Genomic DNA, 21,710 nt, shown 5'->3' with positions numbered 1-21,710 from the left:
TCTAGCGTGCGGATGTCTCGGAAACCGCCTCGAGAATGACGGAGGCAACCGCGTCCGGTTGAGAGAGCAACGACATATGGCTGGCTTTGAGTTCTGTTGTGCGGGCTTTCAGCTTTTTGGCTAATGCCCTTTGAAGCTCGACGCTGACGGCGCGGTCTTCGGTCGAGACAACGTACCAGTTCCTGCGATCGGACCAGGCCACCTCGGTCACCTTGTCGGAAAACGTTCCAGCGCCAAGCGGCGGCTGGACAGCAGCCAGGACACGCGCCTCTTCTTCGGGCAAATCCTGGGCGACGTCATTGATCCAGCCATCCACGCTCATCATGTAGCTGCCGCCACGGTCGAGACTTATCTTCCCCAGGCCGGGAGGCGACGGATAGGCAGCGACCTCATCGCCCGTCGACTGGCCGACATCCGGCGCGAAAGCGGCGACATAGACCAAAGCCTTCACCTTGGGATCGTTGCCCGCTTCGGTAATGACCGTCCCTCCCCAGCTATGCCCGACGAGAACGACGGGTCCGTCGATCCCGTTCAAGGCATGGCGGACGACCTGGACATCGGCCGATAGAGACGTCGTCGGATTTTGGACGGCAACGACAGAGGCACCCTGCTTCTGCAGGCGGGAAATGACGGATCGCCAACTGGATGCGTCTGCCCATGCCCCATGCACGAGGACGACAGTGGCGCGATTCGACGATGAAGCGTTCATCGTTCGCTCCTTGCGTTTGAGTGACAACGGATTGGGCCTACCGTGGCGCAGAAAAATCGCACCACGGAGCAAGGCAGGGATTTGGCCGCGACGACGTTATTTTTCGGGAGTCGCGGCAGGTTGCTCCGCTCAATGAGCTTCGGAGGCGCCGAACATGGTCTTGGCGTAGATGATGCCGAGGCCGTAGGAACCGCCGAACTTCTTGGCAATACCCGTGGTCATGTCGTAGGTCTCGGTGCGTGCCCAGTCGCGCTGCAGCTCGAGCAGATACTGAAGCGACGTCATCGGCTGTGCGCCTGCCTGAACGATACGGTCCATGGCCCGATTGTGAGCTTCGTCGGATACGTCTCCGCAGGCATCCGCCAGTACGAAAACTTCGAAGCCCTGTTCGATAGCCGACAGTGCAGGTCCGACGATGCAGACGCCGGTCCACAGGCCGCAGAGGACGATGCGCTTCTTGCCGATACGGTTGACTTCTCTAATAACCTCAGCGTCTTCCCAGGTGTTCATCGACGTGCGGTCGAAGAGCTTCTGCTCGGGAAAAGCATCGGTGATCTCGGAGAACATTGGGCCAGAAAAGCTCTTTTCGGCGACCGTCGTCAGAATTGTGGGGACGCCAAAGCCCTTGGCGCCGTGGGCAACGAGAGCCGCGTTATTCCGCAGATTGATAGCATCGATGCTTTTCGTCGCAAAAGACATCTGCGACTGAAAATCGATCATGATCAGCGTGTGATCCTTCGGAGTGAGAAGCTTCGAGCCCGGCGTCGGTGTCGCATTTATAGTCATCGTATTTCCTCAAAAGCGTTGAGCTGAACTGCGTCGGCATTCAGCAAAATTGCGTTGACGGAGGGGATGATGCCCGCTGCCGCAACAATCTTCTTGTCGCTTAGAAGGACGATTTGGATGTTCGGACTGTTTCGGAATGCACGGATCCCGACACTAAAAAGCTGGCGGGGGGCCAGTAAAATCTCGAGCGCAAAAGCGTTCGCGCCTATTCAGAGGCGCCGCCTCGAACGTATTCAGAAATTTTTACGATGGCTTATCAACTGATTTCGGTCGGTGCTGCCGCCGCCACGTTGCAGGCGGATGGCCGGCAATATCGGAAAAAGCACGCGTCATATGGCTCTGGTCGGCAAAGCCGCATGCAACTGCCACCTCTGGAATTGACAGATCGGAGAGCAGGAGATCTTTTGCCTTCGAAATGCGGTACTCCATCACCCAGCGATACGGCGTTCTGCCGAATGTTTCCTTAAAAGCCCTGATGAAATAGCTGCGTGACAAGCCGCATATCTGAGCAAGATCGGTGACCGAGACTTGTGCAAAGGCGTTTGTGGTCAGGAATTCGAGTACTCTCTTCTCTTGCCACGGCGCGAGAACACCGTTCTTCTTCGTCGAAAAATACTGGCTGCCATAGGTCTGCGTCAGATGTGTCAACAACACTAAACTGATCTGCTCGAAAAATAGTTGATTGGCCTGATGGCGGCGCACCAGATAGGGCAAAACAGCCTGGGCAAGGCCAAGAATAACATCGTCCTTCGTGCCGGGCCTGCAATCGAACCCGCCGAATTGCGGACGGCCGATATCCTCCAGGAACGAGCGAACAAATGACAAGGGTATGTTGAATCGCAAGTTATCGAATGGCGAGAGATGATGGCATTGCCACTCGTCTCTGAGATCGGTGATCGCGATCGCGCCCTTCGGATGACCGCCTTCGAAAATAAGCACATTATTTTTCCAAAGCCGATGCATCTTGAAATCGGTCAATTGGATAATGACAGACACCGCTTCATCACGTTTGCTCGGTGGAGCAATCGGGAGATCGTCTCGGTCGTAACTCAAGCGCGTTACGGTGATGGCCGACGCTTTCATCGTCCATCGATTGGGAGCTGGTATTCGAGGCGAATCTACGCCTTCGGATTCTCTTTCCAATGTCCACTCCGGCAAACCCACCCTCACCGACCGCGACGCTACGGTATTTCTCTGGTAAAATCCAACGATTTTTTTACGAAAAAACGGTTCCGGTTGGTTAGCCCTAGTTGATGTAGCCGGCTCGCCAAACTGCCGGCGTTACGCCGGTTTCACGGGAAAATACCTTGGTAAAATGACTTTGATCCACGAAGCCACACGCGTCAGCGATCATTTTCAGTGATGCCTCGCTTCCGCGCAGCAGCTCCTTTGCGGCCTCCACGCGCGCGTGCATCAGCCATTGATGGGGCGTGACGCCGGTCACTTTCTTAAATCCCTGTGAGAAATGATTAGCGGAGAGGCCAGCCGCGGCAGCGATTTCCGCGACGGACAATTCACGCGCAAGGTTTTTCCTCATGAATTCTTTTGCCGCGGTTTCGCGATTATAGGGAAGGATCGCGTCGTCCAGGCCAGCCTCCGTCTCCCCAATGAGGTCCTCGATCAGATGAGAGCATATCGCAATTGCCAGGTGTTTCAGGAGTGACTCCCACGACGCAGTCTGTCGATCAAAGAGCGAGAGAACGATGTCGGTGAGATTGCTTAAGACCGGATCCCTCTCGCCCCTTCGACACCGCAGCTGGATTGTCGGGCTCGCTCTGGATAATTCCCCGACCTCTTGGATAAGTGTCTTTGGCAGAAAAAAAGTAGCGGAATGAAGGTCTGCGTGTAAGACGATGGATGCTCCTTCGGAGAGGTCAACAAGGCAGACCGATCCTCGCTCAAATCTGCGGGGCAGCGTCCTGGTTCCATCCGGCAAGATATCGCAATGATGCGCTTCCTTGGTGTACACCATCAGGAAGTAGGCATCGCAAACGGGAAGGCAGACAATCGGCCTCTCGCCGTCAGCGACATCCTTGGCGATTCTCGTCACGCAAATAGATGAAGACCTGACAGGCACGGTGTTCAGCGAGGCGGCCTCTGGAAGGCCGAAATACGGACCTAGCGTGTTCAATTCAAGATAGGCCAGGCTCAATCCCGCTCCTCCAAGACGCTTTCACGTGTTCGCGAGACCCGCGAAAAAACAATTGCCCCCACACACCATATAATTCTCTACCGCATAGGTACGCAACGGTCATCCCACCGAAACTCAGATTTCAACCTCGGTGAGAACCAGCCTCACCGCAACCAATGAAATTATCTTGTACAATCTTACGCCCACGGTCGCAAAGGTCTCGAATCCGCAAAAGTGGCTTTAATAACTGTCCAACACCGAGGAATAGCGGCCCGCATCAATGCATGTCTCTCATCCCAGGGAACGCAGCGGGGACCCGGATTTATAACCGACCGGCAGCGCTACGGATCACAATCGGTTCTCGGCGGCTATTTCCTGCAGATCCAGCTCATGTTCGAGATCGCGCATTACGCGGTCTTGGATTTCGCCTGCCCTATGCATATGCAGAATTTCGGCACGGCCAGCTTGAAGCGCGACGAGAACCGCCTTGAAGTGGGCCACTTTGATGCTTTCGTGTGTGTCACGGTCAGCTTCGTACTGAGCGGCAACCTCAGCCCGATGCCGGTCTTGTTCGAGTAGCCGAGGATGTTTTTCGCCACCATCCTCTTTCCGTGAGCACTCTTGGATGGCGTGATACTGAGATTCCGCCACGCGCCTCCATGCCGAAGCTTCGTTCTCCCGAAAATGCTGCTCTTCGTCGGGACTAGCCACTCGCAACAAGGCTGCAAGAGGGGCAAGGGTCGAGCCTTGCACGAGCACTGTCACTATGATGACCGCAAACGCCGCTATGAGGACGACGTCTCTCCCGGGCATATGTTCTGGAAGCGACAAAGCCCCGGTAAGCGTCACCACACCGCGCATCCCAGCCCAACTGATAATCGTGGCCGTTGCCAGCGAGGACGGTTTTTCGCGCGTGTGACCTCTAGACAGCAAAAGGCGTTTCAGTGTCCCTGTTGCGAGCAACCATGCAAACCGCGCGAGTATCACTGTCAGAACAACGGCGGAAACCGGAAGGATTAGATCGCCGATCCCCTTCTCGGCGCCACCTATTCGGTCAAGCACGCCTCGCAACGACAGGCCTACCAGGATGAAAAGCAGGGACTCCAGCAGAAAGACCAGCGCCTTCCAGAACGCTTGAGCCCGCACGCGGGTCGAAGCCGAGAAGGTTTCATGCTGATGAAATCCCAGAATCAGCCCAGTCGTAACGGTCGACAGAACACCCGAACTATCAAGGCGTTCAGCCCCGATATAAGAGAGCGCGGCCAGGAGAAGCGTTGCCGTAATGATCAGCTCGCTGTCGCGTAGCCTGCGGATTACCCAAACCCCTACCAAACCAACAACAAGGCCGATGATCACCCCTCCGGCCGTTACCCACGTGAAGGCGCCGATCGCTTCGGGAACGCTGAAGCTCCCGGTCAGGGCGGCGGCGACGGCAAACCGCAGCAGGACGAGGCCGCTGGCGTCGTTGACCAAGCTCTCGCCTTCGAGAAGTGCTGAAATCCGGCTAGGAAGGCGGAGCCTCTCGAGAACTGCTCCGGCGGCAACGGCGTCCGGTGGCGAGACGATTGCGCCCAATGAGAACCCCACGGCCCATGGCAATTGGGGCAAAAGGAGATGGAAGACGGTTCCGACGGTCAGTGTCGTGAATACAACGGCGCCCAGCGCCAGTGAGGCTATCTCCGCGAAATGCTTCTTGAACTCGTGCCAGACCGTGAAATAGGCGCCGCTCATCAAGAGAGGCGGCAAGAAGATCAGCATGATCATTTCTGGATCGATCTTGATCGTTGGAACGCCTGGCATTAGCGCAAGAACCACGCCGCCGACGATGAGCGCTGCCGCTGGCGGCAAACGCAAACGGCGAGCGATAAGCTCGAGCACGATCGTCGCCATCAGCAGAAGAACTAGAAATTCGTATGTTGATTCAACTGACATGTGGGCTCGAGTTTGACTTAGCCTTTAGCTACGGCACCGGAAATTCGTCCAAGCAACTTCAGCCGGGCCAAGTCGCATAGTGCAAGACGTAAAGAAAATGCTGGCAGCGAGATTGGACGATTGCGCTGGCGTTGGAGAAAAGCACTGCCGATTTCGCCCATCGAGCGCGAAACCCTATTCACTCTCCAGCCTCTCCAATCAGGCTGTCGCGAGCGTCCGGCAGCCATTCTGCGAGTGTTCATTCCTGGCACGCTCGCAATCACCATCTGATGCGATCCGATACGAGAGCGCTCCTTCCCACCTCCGGCCAAACCGACCGCGCAAGCAGCCAGGTCGCAACCATGTTCGTGGCCGATCTGAGGGCATTCCGACAAGTTCGAGTGCAATCGACAAGATAATGCAGACGCTCTGATCTTATTCTCAGCTCGACATCATGCCTTACAATCCCACGGAGATCCGTCATGGCCGAAATTCCGCTTCTCACCCCCGCTGATTGCGCTCTGGTCCTGGTTGATGAACAGGCCGGCCTTGCCTTTGCAGCCGGTTCAGCGGACCGGCAGCTTTTGCGCAGCAACGCCGTGGCCCTGGCGCGAACGGCAACAGCCTTTTCGATACCCGTCGTCGTCAGCACGTCTGCATCCAAGGTCTACAGCGGGCCGCTCATGCCGCCTCTGCGGGCCGTATTAGCCGATATAACCCCAATCGAGCGACGCAATATGAATCTTTGGGAAGACGAAGCGGCCAAGGCGGCAATCGTCGCCACAGGCCGCGAGACGCTTGTCTTCGCAGGGCTGCTGACCGAGGCCTGTGTCAGCTTTCCCGTGCTGTCGGCGCTCGCCGATGGCTACAAGGTTTACGTCGTCGCCGACGCATGCGGCGGCCTGACGTCGGCCAGCCACGATGCAGCGCTTCGACGATTGGAGCAGGCAGGCGCGATCATAACTTCGTGGCTGCAGTTTCTGCTTGAGATGCAGCGGGACTGGACAAGGCACGACACGTACGAGGCCGCACGAAGCATCGTTGTTGACCACGGCGGCGGTTATGGCATTGGACTCGACTATGCCCGTGACATGGTGAAACCCGCCTGAGGGGCCCACGATGACTTTCGATTTCAATCCGACAGCATGACAGATCGTTCCAGCTCGTAGCTTCGACCAGTCGGAGAGATCTTCAGAGCACCTAGCCATGCCTTGACCGACGCACATTGTGGAGTTCAGCGCAAAATCCACCAAGTTTGCCATTTTGGTCGTGACCCTGCGATGGTCATGAAAAGTAAAGTCTTTCATTTGCCTTGTCTCGAGCGCGGCCCAGTCAGAGCCAAGCAGAAGAACGAGTTGGTTCACGGCGAAACGCTACAACGGCTGCATATTGTGATTGTACGAAAGCCTTTGGGCCTCCCCGTTCGTCGCAGATGTCGGGATCATCGCGGATACGCTCGAAGCGGCTCACGCGTCGGCCACTGATCCTTCCGCATGAGGTTCTGCGCATGCGCGGCGACGAACAAATCGTGTTCACCGCCGGCGACCCGCCGCTCAGGTGCGGGCTATCTGGTTCCGACGCAAAGATATGAACGCATCTGTCGGCGAGAGCCGATTTTACAGGAACGTCGAACGCATGAAACGACGTGAGTGACGATGACTAGCGCGCGCCAGATACCGTCTTCGTCACGACCAGCGGCAAGTCAGCGTCCGCGGCAACCTGCGATCACGAAAATGAATCCGTGCGCATCGAACGATTCAAAACTCTGATTGGACGCCGGAATCCGAACGCGCGATTCTGCGTAGATGATCGTTCAACCCTATCACCTTTATATCGAGCGTATCGAGCCTGAGAAGAATATGGCACGGTTCTATGCGCTTGCCGTCCAGCCGACACTCTTTGGAGAAGTATCGCTGGTGCGCAGTTGGGGGAGGATCGGGACACACGGCCAGCAGAAGATGCACGTCTTCAATGAAGAGAAGCATGCTGTTGAGCTGTTTCTCGAGCTTCTCCGCAAAAAACGAAATCGAGGCTACAAACCAAAACCAGCTGTGGAAATCCGGACTATCCGGCATTCGTCCTCGCAGCGCGTCAATGATAAACTCATCGCAAGCTGACAGGGATTCCGTCGCGGCCGACAACAGCCTGACGAAGGTCCAGGCCAAAGGCATCGTCGAAGCCGTGTTCAAGGCAATTGCAGAAGCTGCCGGCTCCGACGCTGAGACCTGCATCCCGGGCTTCGAAGAAGCTGATATTTGCGCCTGCGGAGGCGCTCAAGGATGCACTGAACAAATGATCCCCAAAAGGGAAGGCTCGCCTTTCGGCGGGGCCTTCGATGCAATCAGTCTTGGCTCGAGTGAGCGAGCAGATGGAGTTGGCGGATGTGATTTTCGTTAAGCGGGATCGCGTCGAAGGAGGAGAGGATCGTTTCCATCACCTCGGCATAGCCTGCGACCTCCCGTTCGTCTCGGCTGGTGAACGAGCCGAGACGGAGGTTCGAGAGCAGTCGTTCGACGTCGCGGTCCCTTAATTTGGCGCCCTCAATACGGATCGACGATCCAATGCTTTCGATCGTCGCGACTCGAGACAGCCGTGTGGCAACTTGGCGAGAGAACGTGCGAGCGTCGAGGCCGGCGCGGGACTGTTCTCTAGTACTTCGTCGGTCATGGAGCGAGGCACTCGTCGCATATCCCGCAACCATCGTCATCCATGCTGGATAACGATCGGGCTTTATGACAGCAAAGGCACGTAACCCTATCCGGTCCGGGCGTGTCTTCGCGCACAGGCGGCAGTATCTCGACTGAGCTTTCGGACAGCATATTGGGCACCATTCGATCCATTGCAGAATTGCCTGTAGAACTAGTTAAAAGATAAGAAGCCTCAAATCCTGCACAAGGCCGCAAGCTGCAGGCACGTCCACGATGCCGGCAGCCAGGCGATCATCGACGTCGGCTGGTTTCTCGGAATTGGCGCCAATCCGGTTGCGGTTCCATTGACGGACCTTGACTTCATGGGTGATGAGGATTGCGAGGTCCATGCGGTCACGACCTGGACCAAGGACCAGCTTAAGGACATGCCTGAGCATCGCCGTTAAAAAATGGACACGGGATGGAGCCGTGGCCAACTGGGCGTGGACAAAGTCCATTGCCCACACATGGTTGGAATGGGTTGCTTCCGAGCCTTGACCCGACTTTCTGTGACGCCGACTGCGTGGCGAACTTAATCGCGCCCTTCGCTATCAAGCTGATCAAGCACCATGAGCAACGAAGCGACGCGATTGATCGAGGAAAGGCAGTCCGCCAAACTCGCATAGTTGTCGACCAGCCAATTGAGCGCCGCCTGGACAATAACGAACGCCGCGGTCACCTGGGCGACCTCACCCAGTGACATCGTCCCAACCAAATACTTCGGAGCGCATAGGACCCAGCCGATGACCGGGGCGAGCAATACGTTTCCCTGAGATACGAGGGTCGTACGCATCAGCTGGGCGCACAGCTCACGCCAACGATTTATTACGTCATCTAGCGCTAGACTGAGCGAGTGCTGCTGTTGAATCTCCCCTTGCGACCTCGCGGCCGCCGTGTCGCGTTCACGCAAATTCGAGCCAATCGAACGGAACTGCGCCTCGGCAGCGTTTTTGCCGGCAATAATTTTCACCATACGACGACCGATGATGGTCATTGCGAGAGTCATAAGCGCCGAATAGGTCGCAACTGCGATGACCAAATATTTGGGCACCGTCAATTCATGTCCGACGACGCCGATGACGAGGTCGCCACCGACATTCCAAAGTATGCCGATAAAGATTCCCGCACTGAGTACCGCCTTCAGCAAGCCTACTGCCATGCTGACTGGGGCATCAGTTGCAACGCGGGCATCTTCCGCGATCCGATATTCAGCGTTCTGATCCTCGCCGACGGCAAATGGAAGTTTTCGGAACAGGTCATTGGCGAGCCAACGATCAATCAAGTGCTGTGTCAGCCATGCACGCCATCGTCGCTGCGTCGTCATCTGCGACCAGACACCAAGAACCGCAACAAGAATGCTTGCACCGGCAAGCGGCAAGAAAAGCAGTGCCTGGGCTCTCAGGACGGCGCTGTCACGACGCCCAAAAGCGTCAAAAAAATCGCGCCCCCAATAGTTCAGGCGATATTGGATCAGCAATTGCAGCAACACGCTTGCTAAGAGAGCCGCAGTCGGCAACCATGCCGTTAAGGCCTTTGGGCCTCGCCAGAAGCCCGACGCACTCCGCCAGAAGCGGCTGACCAACGCGCGTCGGCGATCCACCGGAAAACCTGCCGTTGGGGCCGTCTCTCGGACCGACGCTACGACATTTCTTGGTGGAGGCGGGTTGTGCTTTTGCAACGCAGAGGCTCCCTGGTGGTATGTAGCCGCTTCTGCAACAGTGGGGATGCATCCAGCCTGATCTTCTCTTGCCCGTGAGCTGACACTCCGACAATTCGTGGCACGACTTGCAAACGGCGCGTAACCGGACAAATCGCTGCTTTAGAAGCGTCCCATGTGTCCACCAAACAACAAAATAACCAGGACGACGATAAGCAGAAAACCGACACCGCCCAATCCCCTTCCGCCATATCTACTATAGCCATAGTATCCGCCGCCGCCGAACAGCAAGAAGAGGATCAGGATTATCAATAGTAGAGACATGGGTCGCCTCCTCGGGCTCGCCTCGCGCTTCATTGGAATACGGCTTTTGTCGATCGCCCAGATATTGCAAATCTGCGATCGAGCAGAGCACGCCGATACAAACGCCTATTGAATTAGCGAACCAAACCTAACAGCATTGCAGAGAACTACATTGATCCGCGTCAAAATTGGCGGACGGAACCTCATCCGCAACGAGCAGCAATGGGCCGTTAAGATCGGTGGTAGACCAGGACGGCCCGGATCGGTGGCGCAGCTCGTATCTGGTGTCTGTGCAGGCCCGCGGACTTGAATCGAAGATTTGGTGCGACACGTTTGACGTCGCACCAAATCCCTTTCTTCGTCGAATGAGATCACCCGACCGCGATTTGATCAATCACGTTCTTGATCCCCGGAACGGACCAGGCCGCACGGTCCGCCGCTGTCCGTTCCGACCAGGTATGAACCTTACCCTTGAGAGTGACGCTGCCGCCGGAAACTTCAACGCTGATGCGTTGGGATTCGAGTCCCGCGTCCCGTTTGAATGCGTCCTCGATCCGCTTCTTCACATCATTGGCACTGACGCGTGGGGTGATCTCGACCATGTTGGATAGACCAACCACCCCAGCAAGGTCGCGAACGGTATCAGCCGCAGCGTTCTTCTGATACTGCCATTCGACTTTACCTGTGAGCGTGACCCAGCCTTTTTGGACCTTGACCTGGACAGCGCCCTTCGGAACGGACACATTCCAGTCGAGCATTTTCACGGCCCGGCTGGCGATGTCTTCGTCTTCCGTTTCATAAGTGCCGAACACCCTGATTTCGATCTCCTCGGCAATGCCGCGAACGCCCTTCACTCGCTTCACGACCCGTTCGGCGGTTTCCTTTTGGGAATACGAGCTGACATGGCCAGTGAGGGTTGCGATGCCATTGTCGACAGCGACGCCGATGCTCGCAGCGTCGATGCTCGGTTCGAATTCAAGTTCATCGAGAATGTTTTGTCTCAGGGTGATATCGTCCATGACTTGCTCCTTTCAGCTCTTCTGGACTTGTAAGCAATCGACGAACGGCGCACCGGTTTAAACCGGAAGCACGACGCCGTCGTTTGCGGATTTCGCGCGCAGTCGGGCTTTCTGCTGGAGCAAAGCCCCCCGCAAGGCATCTAGCCGTGCACGCGATTGCTGAATTCGGGTTCGCTCTGCGGAGATAACGGCCAGGTGTGTAATTCGCGGGCCCTTGGTAACCGCATCGCTGCCATTATTGCCGGTCATCAGGCCGACGAGGCCCATAGAAGAGACCGCAATTGCCGTTAATATCTTCATCTTTACTCTCCATCAGAAATAAAGAAAGGGCGTTCGGAAAGACACCAAGCACCCCGCGGAAACCTGAGGGCTCTTCAGATTGATTTTTGCAAATAGTAAGCAAAATCAGAGTACTATGACGTTGATTTGAATCAAATTATTGCTCTTCCAATACGGATTTCCTGACTTGTTCTTGCCGGGAAACTGTATGAAGTGCAGGCTGGCTGCGGCGCCGGCGCCAACGGCTCGGTCGCCGGCCATCAGCGCAACAGAAGCAGTTGCCCAGTGGCTCACTCCTGGTGCCAAATCAATCGCTATGCCCGTCGTTGACCGGTGAACCGCAAGAGCATCATGAACAGATTGATAAAATCGAGATCGAGCGTGAGGGCTCTCATCAGCGCCTTTTTTGATAGCGCTTCATCCGGGTCGCTTTCTGCATACGCAGAACATGCTGAAACCGACATACCGATGGTGCGCCACAACGGATGGCGCACCGAAGGCGGCTCGCGGGACATCAGGCCGTCTTGACGGTAATTTTCTTTTCCGCCTTCTTTGCTTCGGCGGTCTTTGGCAATTTGACCGTCAGCACGCCCTTGGCGAACTGGGCGTCGATCTTGTCGGCATCGACACCCTCAGGAAGTTGGAAACTGCGCTGGAAGGAACCGTAGCGGCGTTCGGACAGATAGTAATCCTTCCGCTTGTCTTCCTTTTCCTCGCTCTTCTCTCCCGTGATCGTCAATGTGTGATTGGAAAGTTTGATCTCGACGTTTTTTTCATCAAGGCCGGGAAGCTCCGCCGTGATCTCGTAGCCGCCATCTTTCTCGACGAGATCGATGGCTGGAGCGATCTGCCATTCGGCGCGGGAGATACGGGGCACTTCGAAATCGAGCATTTTCGACGGCAGACGCCAATCGAACGGACGGAAGCCGTCGAACACGCGGTCGATTTCTCGACGCAGGGTCTCAAACGGTGCCCATTGTTCAGCTTTTGCGGGCACAGAGGATTTCTGGATAGGCAGTTTTGTAACGGCGTCAGCCATGGCTCATCTCCTGGAGTTGGACAAATCCCTACAGGCGCCGCCAATCCTTGCTCTTCCGCCTTAAGTTCTCCCGAAGGCGCAAAAGCAAAAGGACGGCAGATCCTGCCTGCCGGATGTCACTGCCAATACAGGTTCATGACTCTGTCGATGCGTCAGGGACGCTTCATCTTGCGTCGCGTCACCTAATCTGGCTCGATCCCGCAGGAATTTTAGAGAACGCTCTTCTAAGCACTCCTTCATTGATGTGGATCAAAACGCGTGACCATGGTTCGTTTCTGCACGGAGGCCGAACAGTCTCATTGTTGCCGCGACCACACGAGGGATCGGTTTACTTTGAGGAAGACCAGGGAACCGGAGATGAATGATGGGAGCGATACCCATCAGGCCCGGGGGATCCACTCGTCCCGCTGTTTGACGTAAAGCCGTTTGACGGCTGCCCAAGCAACACGGTGTGCAATCTGTTCCCGCACCCTGTCGCGGTCGGCATATTCCTCCCATGCATTGTTGAACGCTGCCCGATAAATTTCCTGAGCATGGATCGGCAGATGATTGCCAACGGAAGGAGGCAATTCTCCTATCGAATTGTAAGGCATCGACGTCATTCTCCTTAAAGAATCGGCAGGGCTGGAGAGGGCGAAGTCGCTGAGAATAAGCGCAAAATCGCCGCTGGTCGCCCGCCATAAAGCGCGGTTCAAATGACATTTCTTTCGACATTGGCGGATTCTCGCGCGAAATCGACCGCTCCACACGAATGCATTCTGAACGAGCAGCCTTGGCAGCGCATTGCGCGCAATCAAACTGCGAAGACGGCGAATTTGGCGCCAGATCGACGGTGATTGATCAAGATCATCGTGTCGATTGCTCCAGCTGTTACAAATGAGATGCGGCCCGGAGCCCCCGATGCCTTCGCCGGTTCAAGCCTGAAGGCAAGAGTCGATGCCTAGGCGGCATCTACAACCGGGATTCGGATTGGGTCTGACATGCTTACCTCCGGCAACACCAGGGCTGAGTTCGACAGTGAAAAACACCAACGACATTGCTGCTGACGATCTCACCACCGCACAAGCCGCTGCTGAACTCGAACGGCTTGCAAAGGAAATCGCCGCTCACGATCAGCGCTATTATCAAGAGGATCGGCCAACAATCACCGACGCGGAATACGATGCGCTTCGCGCCCGCAACGCTGCGATCGAACAACGATTTCCACAATTGCTACGCCCGGACTCCCCGTCCTTGAGGGTTGGCGCCGCATCGGCGACCGAATTCCGCAAAGTCCACCACGTCGTGCCGGTTCTTTCCCTTGAAAATGCCATGTCCGATGAAGAAGTCAGCGATTTCTTCGACCGGATCTGCAGGTCGCTCAAGATTCGGGGAACGGAAGCCATCGCCTTCAGCGCGGAACCAAAGATCGATGGTCTTTCGATATCGCTGCGATACGAGAAGGGTGCCCTTGTCACTGGCGCCACACGTGGTGACGGCGCCGAAGGTGAAGATGTTACTGCCAACATCAAAACGGTGACAGAAATACCCCAGCGGCTGCGTGGCGGCAACGTGCCGGATATTTGTGAGGTGCGGGGAGAGGTTTATATGACCAAGACCGATTTCCTGAAACTCAACGCAGCTCAGGTGGCGGCCGGCAAGCAAACCTTCGCCAATCCGCGCAATTCGGCAGCCGGCTCCTTGCGCCAGAGGGATCCGCGGATTACCGCCTCTCGTCCCCTCGGTTTCTTCGCATATGCCTGGGGCGAAATGAGCCGGATGCCGGCGGCTACTCAATCCGACATGATGCGCTGGTTTGCTTCCTGCGGATTTAAAACGAACCCTCTGACCAGGACTTGTCATTCGGATCGAGAATTGCACGCATTTCATCAAGAAGTCGAGGAGATTCGGGCGAAACTCGACTACGATGTCGACGGCGTCGTCTATAAGGTGGACAGGATCGACTGGCAAAACAAGCTCGGTTCGATCGCACGTAGCCCACGCTGGGCGATCGCTCACAAATTTCCACCGGAACGCGCCGTAACCGTCCTGACGGATATAGAGATGCAGGTGGGGCGCACGGGCGTCCTGACGCCAGTTGCTAAGCTTGAGCCAATCAATATTGGGGGCGTCGTCGTTAGAAGGGCCACGCTTCATAACAAGGATTACATCGCAGGCATCAGCGCAAACCGACAGGTTATTCGTGGGGGACGCGACATTCGCATCAATGATACAGTCGTCATCGAACGCGCCGGTGACGTGATCCCGCAAGTTGTTGACGTCTTACCGGAAAAGCGATCAAAAACCTCCCAACCCTACGATTTTCCAACGACATGCCCGTGCTTCCTGCGGACGGAGGTCGTGCGAGAGTTGACACATTCCGGGGAGCAAGGCGCCCATCTGCGCTGTTCGGGAGAATTGGCCTGCCCCTACCAAAAGATCGAACATCTCAAGCTGCTGGCATCCCGTCACGCCTTCAATATCGAAGGTCTCGGAGAACAGAAAATAGAATTCCTCTTCAAACATGGTTGGATTTGCGAGCCCGCCGATATCTTCACATTGGCAGGGCGCGCCAGCGACATCGGCCTCGCAGGCCAGCAGGGTTTCGGTAAAAAGTCCGCTCAAAATCTGTTTCGCGCGATTGAGATGCGCCGCCGTATTGCCCTTGATCGCTTCATCTATGCGCTGGGCATTCGCCATGTGGGCGAGACGACAGCCTTGGTCCTGGCCAGAACCTATCGCTCATGGAGCCAATTTGAAGCCGCATGTTTGAAAATCGCGGCGGGCGATGCGGGAGCGAGACAGGAAATGAATGCGCTCGACAAAATCGGCGACACCGTCATCGACAGCATCGCGTCCTATTTTGGCGAGACTCACAATCTCGACATCGTCCGGCGCCTCATCGGGCAAGTAGTTATCCTTGACATGCCGCGATCCGACATTCTGTCGCCCGTGGCAGGACGGATCGTCGTCTTTACAGGATCGCTGACATCGATGACGCGCGAAGAGGCGGAAGAGCAGGCGGAACGGCTTGGCGCCAGAGCCGCAACTTCGGTCTCGGGGAAAACCGACTTTGTCGTTGCCGGCCCAGGCGCCGGATCGAAGCTTGCCGAGGCAAAAAGGCTCGGGGTCACGGTTCTGTCTGAAGCGGAGTGGCTGAGGATGGCGCGCGGGTAGGTGTCAGGGCTCAACAACGCAGCTGGTCAGCACACATATTCTTCCAATCGGTCCGACAATCATGCAAATCGTGATGAGTGCGTGAACCACCTGGATAGCAATCCGCCCGCTTCGTGCTTGTTTGACCATCTGCTGGCATCAATGCCCGCAAAGCATCGACCTGAATGTGATGCCGGACTCACCATAAAGCGATGGGGAGCCCACTACCCGCTAGCATTTACTCATCCCTATCTGATTTCAGGAATGCATGCTTAATGTCATCGAGACCGTCCGCTTGAGCTTGAGCGTCCCTCAATAAATCTTCGGCGTAGCTTTGCGCGTCGATTATATCTCGAAAATGAAGTCCACAATCGCGGCCTTTAATTTCGATATCGTGCCGTATCTCTGCAATTAACTCTGCTTTTTCCTGTTCGTCGTGGAGACGAAGCAATCTTGTCATGGAACTCAAAGCGACAAGCTCAAGAACAAGAAAACGACCTTCAATTTCCCCAATCGTTGGCGCTATTGCATTGCCTTTGTCACTTGAATTTTTACCGTCGATTTTTGGCATGGCGAAAATCCTTATGAGGAGACGAAAGCGACTTTTTGCTCTCCTCGCACCTTGGAAGTTCCTGGTTTCCTAGCTCGCCGTGGCGCGCCCACTCACGTCAATCATATCGAGAGCAAAGAAAGTGTGTGTTTTGGGGGTTGCATCCGCCAATCTGGAGGATGGTTTCAAAGCACCAGGCTCCCACCAATCAAGGTGTTGCGCTAGCAGGGACCAGGCCCGATGCTTTTCTTCGCGACTTTCATCGCCATCAAGCTCAACGAATCTCGCATCGATAATTACACTTTTCCAAGAGTGCTTGCTTTTAAGCTGGTCAATTTGAACGCATACATTGGGGTTCGCTCTCATGATATCCAGCTTCTTACCTGGCAAAGTAAATGCGTATAACCTGTCACCGGCGCACGCATATTGAACAGGGACGACATACGGGATATTTGCGTTCGCGCAGGCCAATCTCGCAAGCCATTGTTTTTTTACGAGGGCAATACAATCCTCGTATGCCATCTCTTGGATGTTCATTGCTACTCCTCACTGGTATAGCGGATCTTCCATCAACAACACGATAACGTCGCCGCACCTTCCATTTCGGCAATCGAATGCGCGCATAGAGATCACGAAGGCATGCCGCTGCGAATGCAAATAGTTGCCACGGCGAAGGACCGTCGTTCTGGATCTCATTGCCCTGTAACTGGAGTTTTCCCCGCCCGCTCCATTGCGTCTTTAAACAACTCTTGAGCATATTCCGACGCAGCCGCAATCTGAGCTTCGGGCAGGTTTGCCTCGCGACATTTCCTTTCGATTGCGCGCCGGAGTGCTTCTATGTGTTCGGTTTGACCATCTGCAGCACAGTGCCTCAAAAGCCTTGTTAGAGCGGTGGTCGCCACAGCTTCAAGAACGAAGACTCGCCCCCCAATTTCACCCAACGACGGCACAGCGTTACCAGCCGGGCCTCCGAAACTATCGCGCTTTACTCTCAGCATAGCATCGCTCCTGAATGAGCATACATTATCGAACAATCTTACGATAGTTCTGCTGTGGCGTTAGTGCATTGAGGCAAATCAATATGAGCGGCAAAAGGGCAAAAAAATTCCGCCCGACTGTGCGCCGGCAGGTGCTGTACGCGACGGCAGACAGCAACGCTGAATGCCGTCGCGTTTCATGGTGAAGAGCGGGCGGTCGGCTTTGCGGGAGGCCTTCAGTGCTTTCCAGTAGGGTCGTGTTGTCGAAGACCAAGCTGATGGAAAGATCACCAGTGAACAATGACATAATGAACCTGCGCTCGCTTGTTGAGAACGGCGTGCATGCAGATTTGTTGCGCGAGATGATCGGCTTTGCTGCTGGGCAGCTATGGAGCCGTAGGCCCACCAGGGGAGTTGAATTCGGCGAGAAAATCAGCCATGCGGTCGATAAAGGTTCTCACGCTGTGCTCATTCTCGATCAGGCGACCCGATCATCCTTCCGCCGAGATCGCCGGAATTGAACCCGGTCGAGAATGGCTGGCGGCTTATGAGGGCAACTGGCTGTCAAACCGCACCTTAAGGACTGCGACGACATTGCCGCCCATTGCTGTGTCGCCTGAAACTTGTCGATCAGTCCTGGAGAATGATGTCCATCGCACTGCGCGAACGGGTGCAGGTGATGATCAGCGCTCGTTGATGCAAGATGGCAACGACCGCTGACCTATTTTGACATGCGGAACAACTTGGACAACGGTTGCGTGCTTCTGGATCAGAGGCCGAATGGATAAGTCTCATCCTCGCCGGTAGCCACCTGCGTCGGCAAGGGGACCACGGCACTTGTTTTGTCGAACCAGACGAAAGCATCGTACTGATCGGCCAGCGATGCGTAGCTGTAATGGCTCCAGCGCTCTGTTTCCGGGCGATAGACGACGCCAATGTAGCGCTCGAGTCGCGGCTCAGCAATGCCGCGACGGAGATCCTCGTGCTGTCCGGCGCGAAGGTCCAACAGGAAACGTTCAGTACCGACGTCGTGGCATAAGGCCTCGTAACTATCGGGACGAGATGGCCGTACCGCCTTGATCTCCATTGGCGCGTCCCATTCCGAGGCCGCCGCAACGGTCCCGGTATGGGTGCCGAAGCCGACCAGGGCAGCATCGTGTCCATAGGCCTGTCTGCACAACTGGCCAATGTTCAGTTCGCCGCGCTCCATGCCCATATCGGTGAATCGCGCGTCCCCGATATGGGAATTGTGGGCCCAGACGACAGCCTTTGTCTTTGGACCTGCCCATGCGAGGATATTCCGGAGGGTATCGAACATATGCTGGTCACGCTGATTCCACGATTCGTGAGCGCCGTAATACATGGCCCGATAGTAGCGTTCCGCATCGGCCACAAGACGAGCATTCTGCATGGCGTCGAAGAACTCAGCGCCATCCTTTTTGGCGTATTGGAACTCCTTTTGCAGGAGATCGACGAGAATGCGCGTCACCGGCCGCTCGCATAGTGCATAACCTTCAGTCAGTGATGCACGACCATAGGCCGCCGGCTCCCGCGACCACGGCGACAAACAGGCATAGCGCCCGCGCGCCACCGCCGCAGTCTCTGGATCGACGCGGTCAAGGTAGGCGAGCACCGCGGCGATCGATGCCGTCATGTTGTAGAGGTCGAGGCCGTAGAAGCCGACCTTGTCGTTGGGCAATTTTGTGGCGTTGTGATTGCGCAGGAAGCTGACGAATGCATCGACGTCCTTGTTGCGCCACATCCAGGTCGGGAATCGGGCGAACGGCGTTGAATTCATCGGCTGATGTGGGCTTTGTCGCACATAACGGTCAACCGCGGCGGCATCTGGCCAATCGGCCTCGACTGCAACGATCGTGAAACCATGTTTCTCAATCAGCCGACGCGTGATGGCGGCGCGGGCCTGGTAAAATTCCGAGGTGCCGTGAGAGGCCTCGCCAAGCAACACCACGCGTGCATCAGCAAACCGGTCGAAGGCAGCGGGGAAGGCAGGATCATCCAGCGAAGGCAACGGTTCAGCCGCGGCCCGCAGCAAGGCCGCCACCGACACCGGCGACATTGGCTGAACTCCTGCGGGCGCCGGCACGTGGCTTTGCACCGGCGGAGACAGATAATGCTGGAACCAGGCGCTTGCCATTTCGGTCACTGTCTCAAGTGCGCCAGGCTCCTCGAACAGATGGGTGGCGTTGGGGACGATCCTCAGCAGCTTGTCACATGTGAGGGCAGCCAGTGCCTTGCGGTTCAGTGCAAGAACCTGCTGATCGTCGCCGCCGACAATGAACAGGGTCGGCGCTTCCACGTCGCCCAGCCGTGGGCTGGCCAGATCGGGGCGACCACCACGCGAGACCACCGCCGCCACGCGGCCCCGAAGCTCCGCTGCCGCCAGCATTGCTGCCCCGGCCCCGGTGCTCGCGCCAAACAGGCCAAGCGGCAGATCGGCGATGTCCGGCTCCGCCCCGATCCAGATCGCGGCCTCAAGCAAACGCTCCGCGAGCAATGGAATGTCGAAGACATTGCGGCGGTCTCTCGCCTCATCCACCGTCAGCAGATCCAGAAGAAGTGTCGCGAAGCCCTCGGCATTCAGCCGGTCGGCAACGGCAATGTTGCGCGGACTGAGTCGGCTCGACCCGCTGCCATGGGCGAAAAGGATGATGCCTCGTGGATCCGGCGGTACGCTTAGATCGCCGACCAGACCGAGCGGGGGAACTGCGATCCGGCGCCTGGAGTGATCGGGCGCAGCGTCAGCGCCTTCGGCCCACCCTTGTCTCAGCAGCCCGATCGTCTCTTCATCGGTGAGCTGGTGGAAATCGCGATAGAATCCGCCTACCCCTTGAAAATTCCTGGCGGGATTCAGACACACGACAACGTCGGCGTGCTGACGCATTTCGGCCAGCGTTTCTTCCGGTGCGACGGGGATGGCGAGGATGGTCTTGGCCGCACCTTGGCTCTTAATCGCGATGAGCGCGGCTTTGGCTGTAGCCCCTGTGGCAAGTCCATCATCGACGATGATAGCGGTATGTCCGGTCGGCTCCAGTCGCGCGCGGTTACCAAGGTAGAGTGCGCGGCGGCGCTCGAGTTCGGTGAGTTCCCGCTGCCGCGCGCGCTCGAGATAAGCGTCATCGACACCGGTCGCCAGTCGCACGTCCTCGTTGATGACTGTCTGAGGGCTTTCGCCTTCGACAACGGCACCGAGCGCCACTTCGGGAGCACCCGGCGCACCGATCTTGCGCACTAGAACGAGATCGAGCGGCGCACGAAGCGCGCGTGCGATTTCCAGCGCCACCGGCACGCCACCGCGCGGCAAGGCGTAAACGACCGGACGATCAGGGGCGAGCGTGACCAATCTGGCCGCCAACTGACGGCCTGCATCGGACCTGTCGTTAAACTGGTAATGTGATTTGACCATAAAAACACTATGTCTAGTCAGTGATCTGCCACATTGATGCAGATCAAATCCTCGCTATGGCCGCATTGGATAGGCTGTCGGAAGCTAAAAATGAGGACCGGTTATTTTCCCGATCTATTTTCGACGGGAAATACGACGGCACCGTCAGGCCCAGCTTCGGGCCGGCTGCGACGGTGCCGATCTTTTTTGCGAGCGGGCACGGCGACGGCAGCCATGCAGCAATTTCGTGGTTCTGACCATTTCTGAAGAAATAGGGATATCCTTGATTCAGATCATATCATTCCAGCGATACCTGGTCTTAGTTTAATGCTTTCAAAAGGACGAAGACCATGATGAGCAAGACCATCGCTCCAGCAGAATGGCAAGCCTATTTCAAAAGCCTTGTAAAGACCCTCAGCGGTAAGCACGTTCGGGTTGAAGTGGTCGGGATTACCTTGGGCGATCAGGTCCTTACCTCGTCATCACCACTGTTGGGAATGACCTACGAACCGAAGAAGAATACGCTTGAGATCTCCTTGGACGGCCTCGAACACATCATCAATCGCCCCAAGGCGATTTCCATCAGGGAAGATGATGGGACCTTGGTGGCGTTGGATATCGTCGATCAAGACGATCGGCATCAGATCGTGACGCTGCTGCCATCGCGGCAACCGTAATGGGATCGGTGACAGCGAAGCGGATTAAGAGGCGCAACGGATAAATCGGATTTGGCTGCGCGATTGATCGCCTGGTTGCCCCATTGGCTCGTTCGGAAACGTGTCGAGTCCGGAGAACTTGTAAGAGTAATGCGCCAGATGTCTTCTCACGTGTCGGAAGTGTGGGCCGTCTGGCCCGAGGGACCTCATCTGCCCACCTGCGTGCGGTCCGCTATCGACGCACTTGCAGGGGCATTGCCCAAGGTCGCGTCACCTCTTTGAGTTCTGGCGCCATCTGGCGTGTTGCTGGAACGCCTGAGTCTGCGAGGCTTCGAAAACTCTCGGTGGGTCAGATCATCGGCGGTCGGTCTCGATGCAGGTTCGTATCCAACACACGATAGACCTTATAAGTGGTCAAAGTCGCACTGCATCTTGGCCTATTCAACACGAAACCTGGCGTGGTTGACC

At 56.4% G+C, this 21,710-nt stretch carries 18 protein-coding genes and 6 pseudogenes; 9 read left to right on the top strand and 15 right to left on the bottom strand.

All coding sequences use genetic code 11. The annotated features are described in order from the left end of the window. Nucleotide 1: 1 nt before the first annotated feature. The 5 genes from FHT29_RS22320 to FHT29_RS22300 form a co-directional block, all read right to left on the bottom strand. Nucleotides 2-709, bottom strand: coding sequence for an alpha/beta hydrolase (locus tag FHT29_RS22320; RefSeq protein ID WP_047557647.1), 708 nt, complete (start codon nt 707-709; stop codon nt 2-4). Nucleotides 710-838: 129 nt separating this feature from the next. Continuing rightward, nucleotides 839-1,489 (bottom strand): hydrolase, encoded by a 651-nt coding sequence (locus FHT29_RS22315; protein ID WP_210166086.1) that lies wholly within the window; start codon nt 1,487-1,489, stop codon nt 839-841. A 249-nt stretch (nt 1,490-1,738) separates the two neighbouring features. Further along, the gene (locus FHT29_RS22310; protein WP_047557468.1) at nt 1,739-2,638 is read right to left on the bottom strand and encodes an AraC family transcriptional regulator; all 900 of its coding nucleotides are present in this window, start codon (nt 2,636-2,638) and stop codon (nt 1,739-1,741) included. Nucleotides 2,639-2,741: 103 nt separating this feature from the next. Further along, entirely contained in the window at nt 2,742-3,647 is a 906-nt protein-coding gene (locus FHT29_RS22305) for an AraC family transcriptional regulator (RefSeq protein WP_047557471.1), read from the bottom strand. A gap of 327 nt (nt 3,648-3,974) precedes the next feature. Next, entirely contained in the window at nt 3,975-5,558 is a 1,584-nt protein-coding gene (locus FHT29_RS22300) for a Na+/H+ antiporter (RefSeq protein ID WP_168600133.1), read from the bottom strand. 461 nt (nt 5,559-6,019) lie between these two features. Between FHT29_RS22300 and FHT29_RS22295 the strand changes: the two genes are divergently transcribed. The 5 genes and pseudogenes from FHT29_RS22295 to FHT29_RS34560 form a co-directional block, all read left to right on the top strand. Beyond that, the gene (locus FHT29_RS22295) at nt 6,020-6,646 is read left to right on the top strand and encodes a hydrolase (RefSeq protein ID WP_168596732.1); all 627 of its coding nucleotides are present in this window, start codon (nt 6,020-6,022) and stop codon (nt 6,644-6,646) included. A 311-nt stretch (nt 6,647-6,957) separates the two neighbouring features. Beyond that, nucleotides 6,958-7,190 (top strand): annotated as a pseudogene (locus FHT29_RS22290) (type IV secretory system conjugative DNA transfer family protein); the annotation flags it as partial. 152 nt (nt 7,191-7,342) lie between these two features. Next, nucleotides 7,343-7,579, top strand: a pseudogene (locus tag FHT29_RS22285) (WGR domain-containing protein); the annotation flags it as partial. 52 nt (nt 7,580-7,631) lie between these two features. Next, nucleotides 7,632-7,833 (top strand): annotated as a pseudogene (locus FHT29_RS34565) (hypothetical protein). A 615-nt stretch (nt 7,834-8,448) separates the two neighbouring features. Continuing rightward, nucleotides 8,449-8,631: pseudogene (locus FHT29_RS34560) on the top strand (PRC-barrel domain containing protein); the annotation flags it as partial. Between the two features lie 125 nt (nt 8,632-8,756). Here FHT29_RS34560 and FHT29_RS22270 read toward each other — a convergent pair. The 7 genes and pseudogenes from FHT29_RS22270 to FHT29_RS22240 form a co-directional block, all read right to left on the bottom strand. Next, nucleotides 8,757-9,824, bottom strand: coding sequence for an SbmA/BacA-like family transporter (locus tag FHT29_RS22270; RefSeq protein ID WP_037200527.1), 1,068 nt, complete (start codon nt 9,822-9,824; stop codon nt 8,757-8,759). 219 nt (nt 9,825-10,043) lie between these two features. Next, the gene (locus FHT29_RS22265; RefSeq protein WP_080760562.1) at nt 10,044-10,205 is read right to left on the bottom strand and encodes a DUF3309 family protein; all 162 of its coding nucleotides are present in this window, start codon (nt 10,203-10,205) and stop codon (nt 10,044-10,046) included. A gap of 350 nt (nt 10,206-10,555) precedes the next feature. Continuing rightward, complete coding sequence (locus FHT29_RS22260; protein ID WP_037200529.1) at nt 10,556-11,203, bottom strand: BON domain-containing protein; 648 nt, start codon at nt 11,201-11,203, stop codon at nt 10,556-10,558. Nucleotides 11,204-11,260: 57 nt separating this feature from the next. After that, nucleotides 11,261-11,503, bottom strand: coding sequence for a hypothetical protein (locus FHT29_RS22255; protein WP_037200530.1), 243 nt, complete (start codon nt 11,501-11,503; stop codon nt 11,261-11,263). A gap of 293 nt (nt 11,504-11,796) precedes the next feature. Continuing rightward, nucleotides 11,797-11,889 (bottom strand): annotated as a pseudogene (locus tag FHT29_RS22250) (BAX inhibitor (BI)-1/YccA family protein); the annotation flags it as partial. Nucleotides 11,890-11,996: 107 nt separating this feature from the next. Further along, nucleotides 11,997-12,521 carry an Hsp20/alpha crystallin family protein gene (locus tag FHT29_RS22245; protein WP_047557491.1) on the bottom strand — a complete coding sequence of 175 codons (525 nt, stop codon included), beginning with the start codon at nt 12,519-12,521 and terminating at the stop codon, nt 11,997-11,999. 380 nt (nt 12,522-12,901) lie between these two features. Next, complete coding sequence (locus FHT29_RS22240) at nt 12,902-13,216, bottom strand: ChaB family protein (protein WP_348644876.1); 315 nt, start codon at nt 13,214-13,216, stop codon at nt 12,902-12,904. 322 nt (nt 13,217-13,538) lie between these two features. Between FHT29_RS22240 and ligA the strand changes: the two genes are divergently transcribed. Beyond that, complete coding sequence (ligA, locus tag FHT29_RS22235) at nt 13,539-15,677, top strand: NAD-dependent DNA ligase LigA (protein WP_047557494.1); 2,139 nt, start codon at nt 13,539-13,541, stop codon at nt 15,675-15,677. A gap of 217 nt (nt 15,678-15,894) precedes the next feature. Here ligA and FHT29_RS22230 read toward each other — a convergent pair whose 3' ends face one another. Together FHT29_RS22230 and FHT29_RS22225 are read right to left on the bottom strand one after the other, a co-directional pair. After that, nucleotides 15,895-16,227: a hypothetical protein gene (locus tag FHT29_RS22230; RefSeq protein ID WP_037200538.1), complete on the bottom strand. Its 333-nt coding sequence runs from the start codon at nt 16,225-16,227 to the stop codon at nt 15,895-15,897. A 69-nt stretch (nt 16,228-16,296) separates the two neighbouring features. Then, nucleotides 16,297-16,743: a pyridoxamine 5'-phosphate oxidase family protein gene (locus FHT29_RS22225; RefSeq protein ID WP_037200539.1), complete on the bottom strand. Its 447-nt coding sequence runs from the start codon at nt 16,741-16,743 to the stop codon at nt 16,297-16,299. Between the two features lie 865 nt (nt 16,744-17,608). Here FHT29_RS22225 and FHT29_RS34555 point away from each other — a divergent pair. After that, nucleotides 17,609-17,880, top strand: a pseudogene (locus FHT29_RS34555) (transposase); the annotation flags it as partial. Nucleotides 17,881-17,952: 72 nt separating this feature from the next. Here FHT29_RS34555 and FHT29_RS22215 read toward each other — a convergent pair. Then, nucleotides 17,953-20,607 (bottom strand): erythromycin esterase family protein, encoded by a 2,655-nt coding sequence (locus FHT29_RS22215; RefSeq protein ID WP_047557500.1) that lies wholly within the window; start codon nt 20,605-20,607, stop codon nt 17,953-17,955. 332 nt (nt 20,608-20,939) lie between these two features. Between FHT29_RS22215 and FHT29_RS22210 the strand changes: the two genes are divergently transcribed. Both FHT29_RS22210 and FHT29_RS22205 read left to right on the top strand, forming a co-directional pair. Then, entirely contained in the window at nt 20,940-21,263 is a 324-nt protein-coding gene (locus FHT29_RS22210; protein WP_246703075.1) for a DUF5335 family protein, read from the top strand. Nucleotides 21,264-21,314: 51 nt separating this feature from the next. Next, a complete protein-coding gene (locus FHT29_RS22205; protein WP_113118406.1) occupies nt 21,315-21,524 on the top strand; it encodes a LysR substrate-binding domain-containing protein in 210 nt (69 codons plus the stop codon). The last annotated feature ends 186 nt before the right edge of the window (nt 21,525-21,710 follow it).

It is taken from the genome of Rhizobium sp. SG741 (assembly GCF_012275435.1).
In the GTDB taxonomy this organism is placed as follows: Bacteria; Pseudomonadota; Alphaproteobacteria; order Rhizobiales; family Rhizobiaceae; genus Rhizobium; species Rhizobium lusitanum.
The sequence above is the reverse complement of the archived record's forward strand: the minus strand, read 5'-3'. Positions and strand labels throughout refer to the sequence as shown.

Bases quoted from the DNA above. Each gene is read 5' to 3' on its own strand.
- FHT29_RS22225 (WP_037200539.1), bottom strand. From the start codon at position 16,743: ATGAACATCCAAGAGATGGCATACGAGGATTGTATTGCCCTCGTAAAA.
- FHT29_RS22265 (WP_080760562.1), bottom strand. From the start codon at position 10,205: ATGTCTCTACTATTGATAATCCTGATCCTCTTCTTGCTGTTCGGCGGC.
- FHT29_RS22295 (WP_168596732.1), top strand. From the start codon at position 6,020: ATGGCCGAAATTCCGCTTCTCACCCCCGCTGATTGCGCTCTGGTCCTG.
- FHT29_RS22215 (WP_047557500.1), bottom strand. From the start codon at position 20,607: ATGGTCAAATCACATTACCAGTTTAACGACAGGTCCGATGCAGGCCGT.
- FHT29_RS22230 (WP_037200538.1), bottom strand. From the start codon at position 16,227: ATGCCAAAAATCGACGGTAAAAATTCAAGTGACAAAGGCAATGCAATA.
- FHT29_RS22260 (WP_037200529.1), bottom strand. From the start codon at position 11,203: ATGGACGATATCACCCTGAGACAAAACATTCTCGATGAACTTGAATTC.
- FHT29_RS22300 (WP_168600133.1), bottom strand. From the start codon at position 5,558: ATGTCAGTTGAATCAACATACGAATTTCTAGTTCTTCTGCTGATGGCG.
- FHT29_RS22255 (WP_037200530.1), bottom strand. From the start codon at position 11,503: ATGAAGATATTAACGGCAATTGCGGTCTCTTCTATGGGCCTCGTCGGC.
- FHT29_RS22210 (WP_246703075.1), top strand. From the start codon at position 20,940: ATGAGCAAGACCATCGCTCCAGCAGAATGGCAAGCCTATTTCAAAAGC.
- FHT29_RS22245 (WP_047557491.1), bottom strand. From the start codon at position 12,521: ATGGCTGACGCCGTTACAAAACTGCCTATCCAGAAATCCTCTGTGCCC.
- FHT29_RS22320 (WP_047557647.1), bottom strand. From the start codon at position 709: ATGAACGCTTCATCGTCGAATCGCGCCACTGTCGTCCTCGTGCATGGG.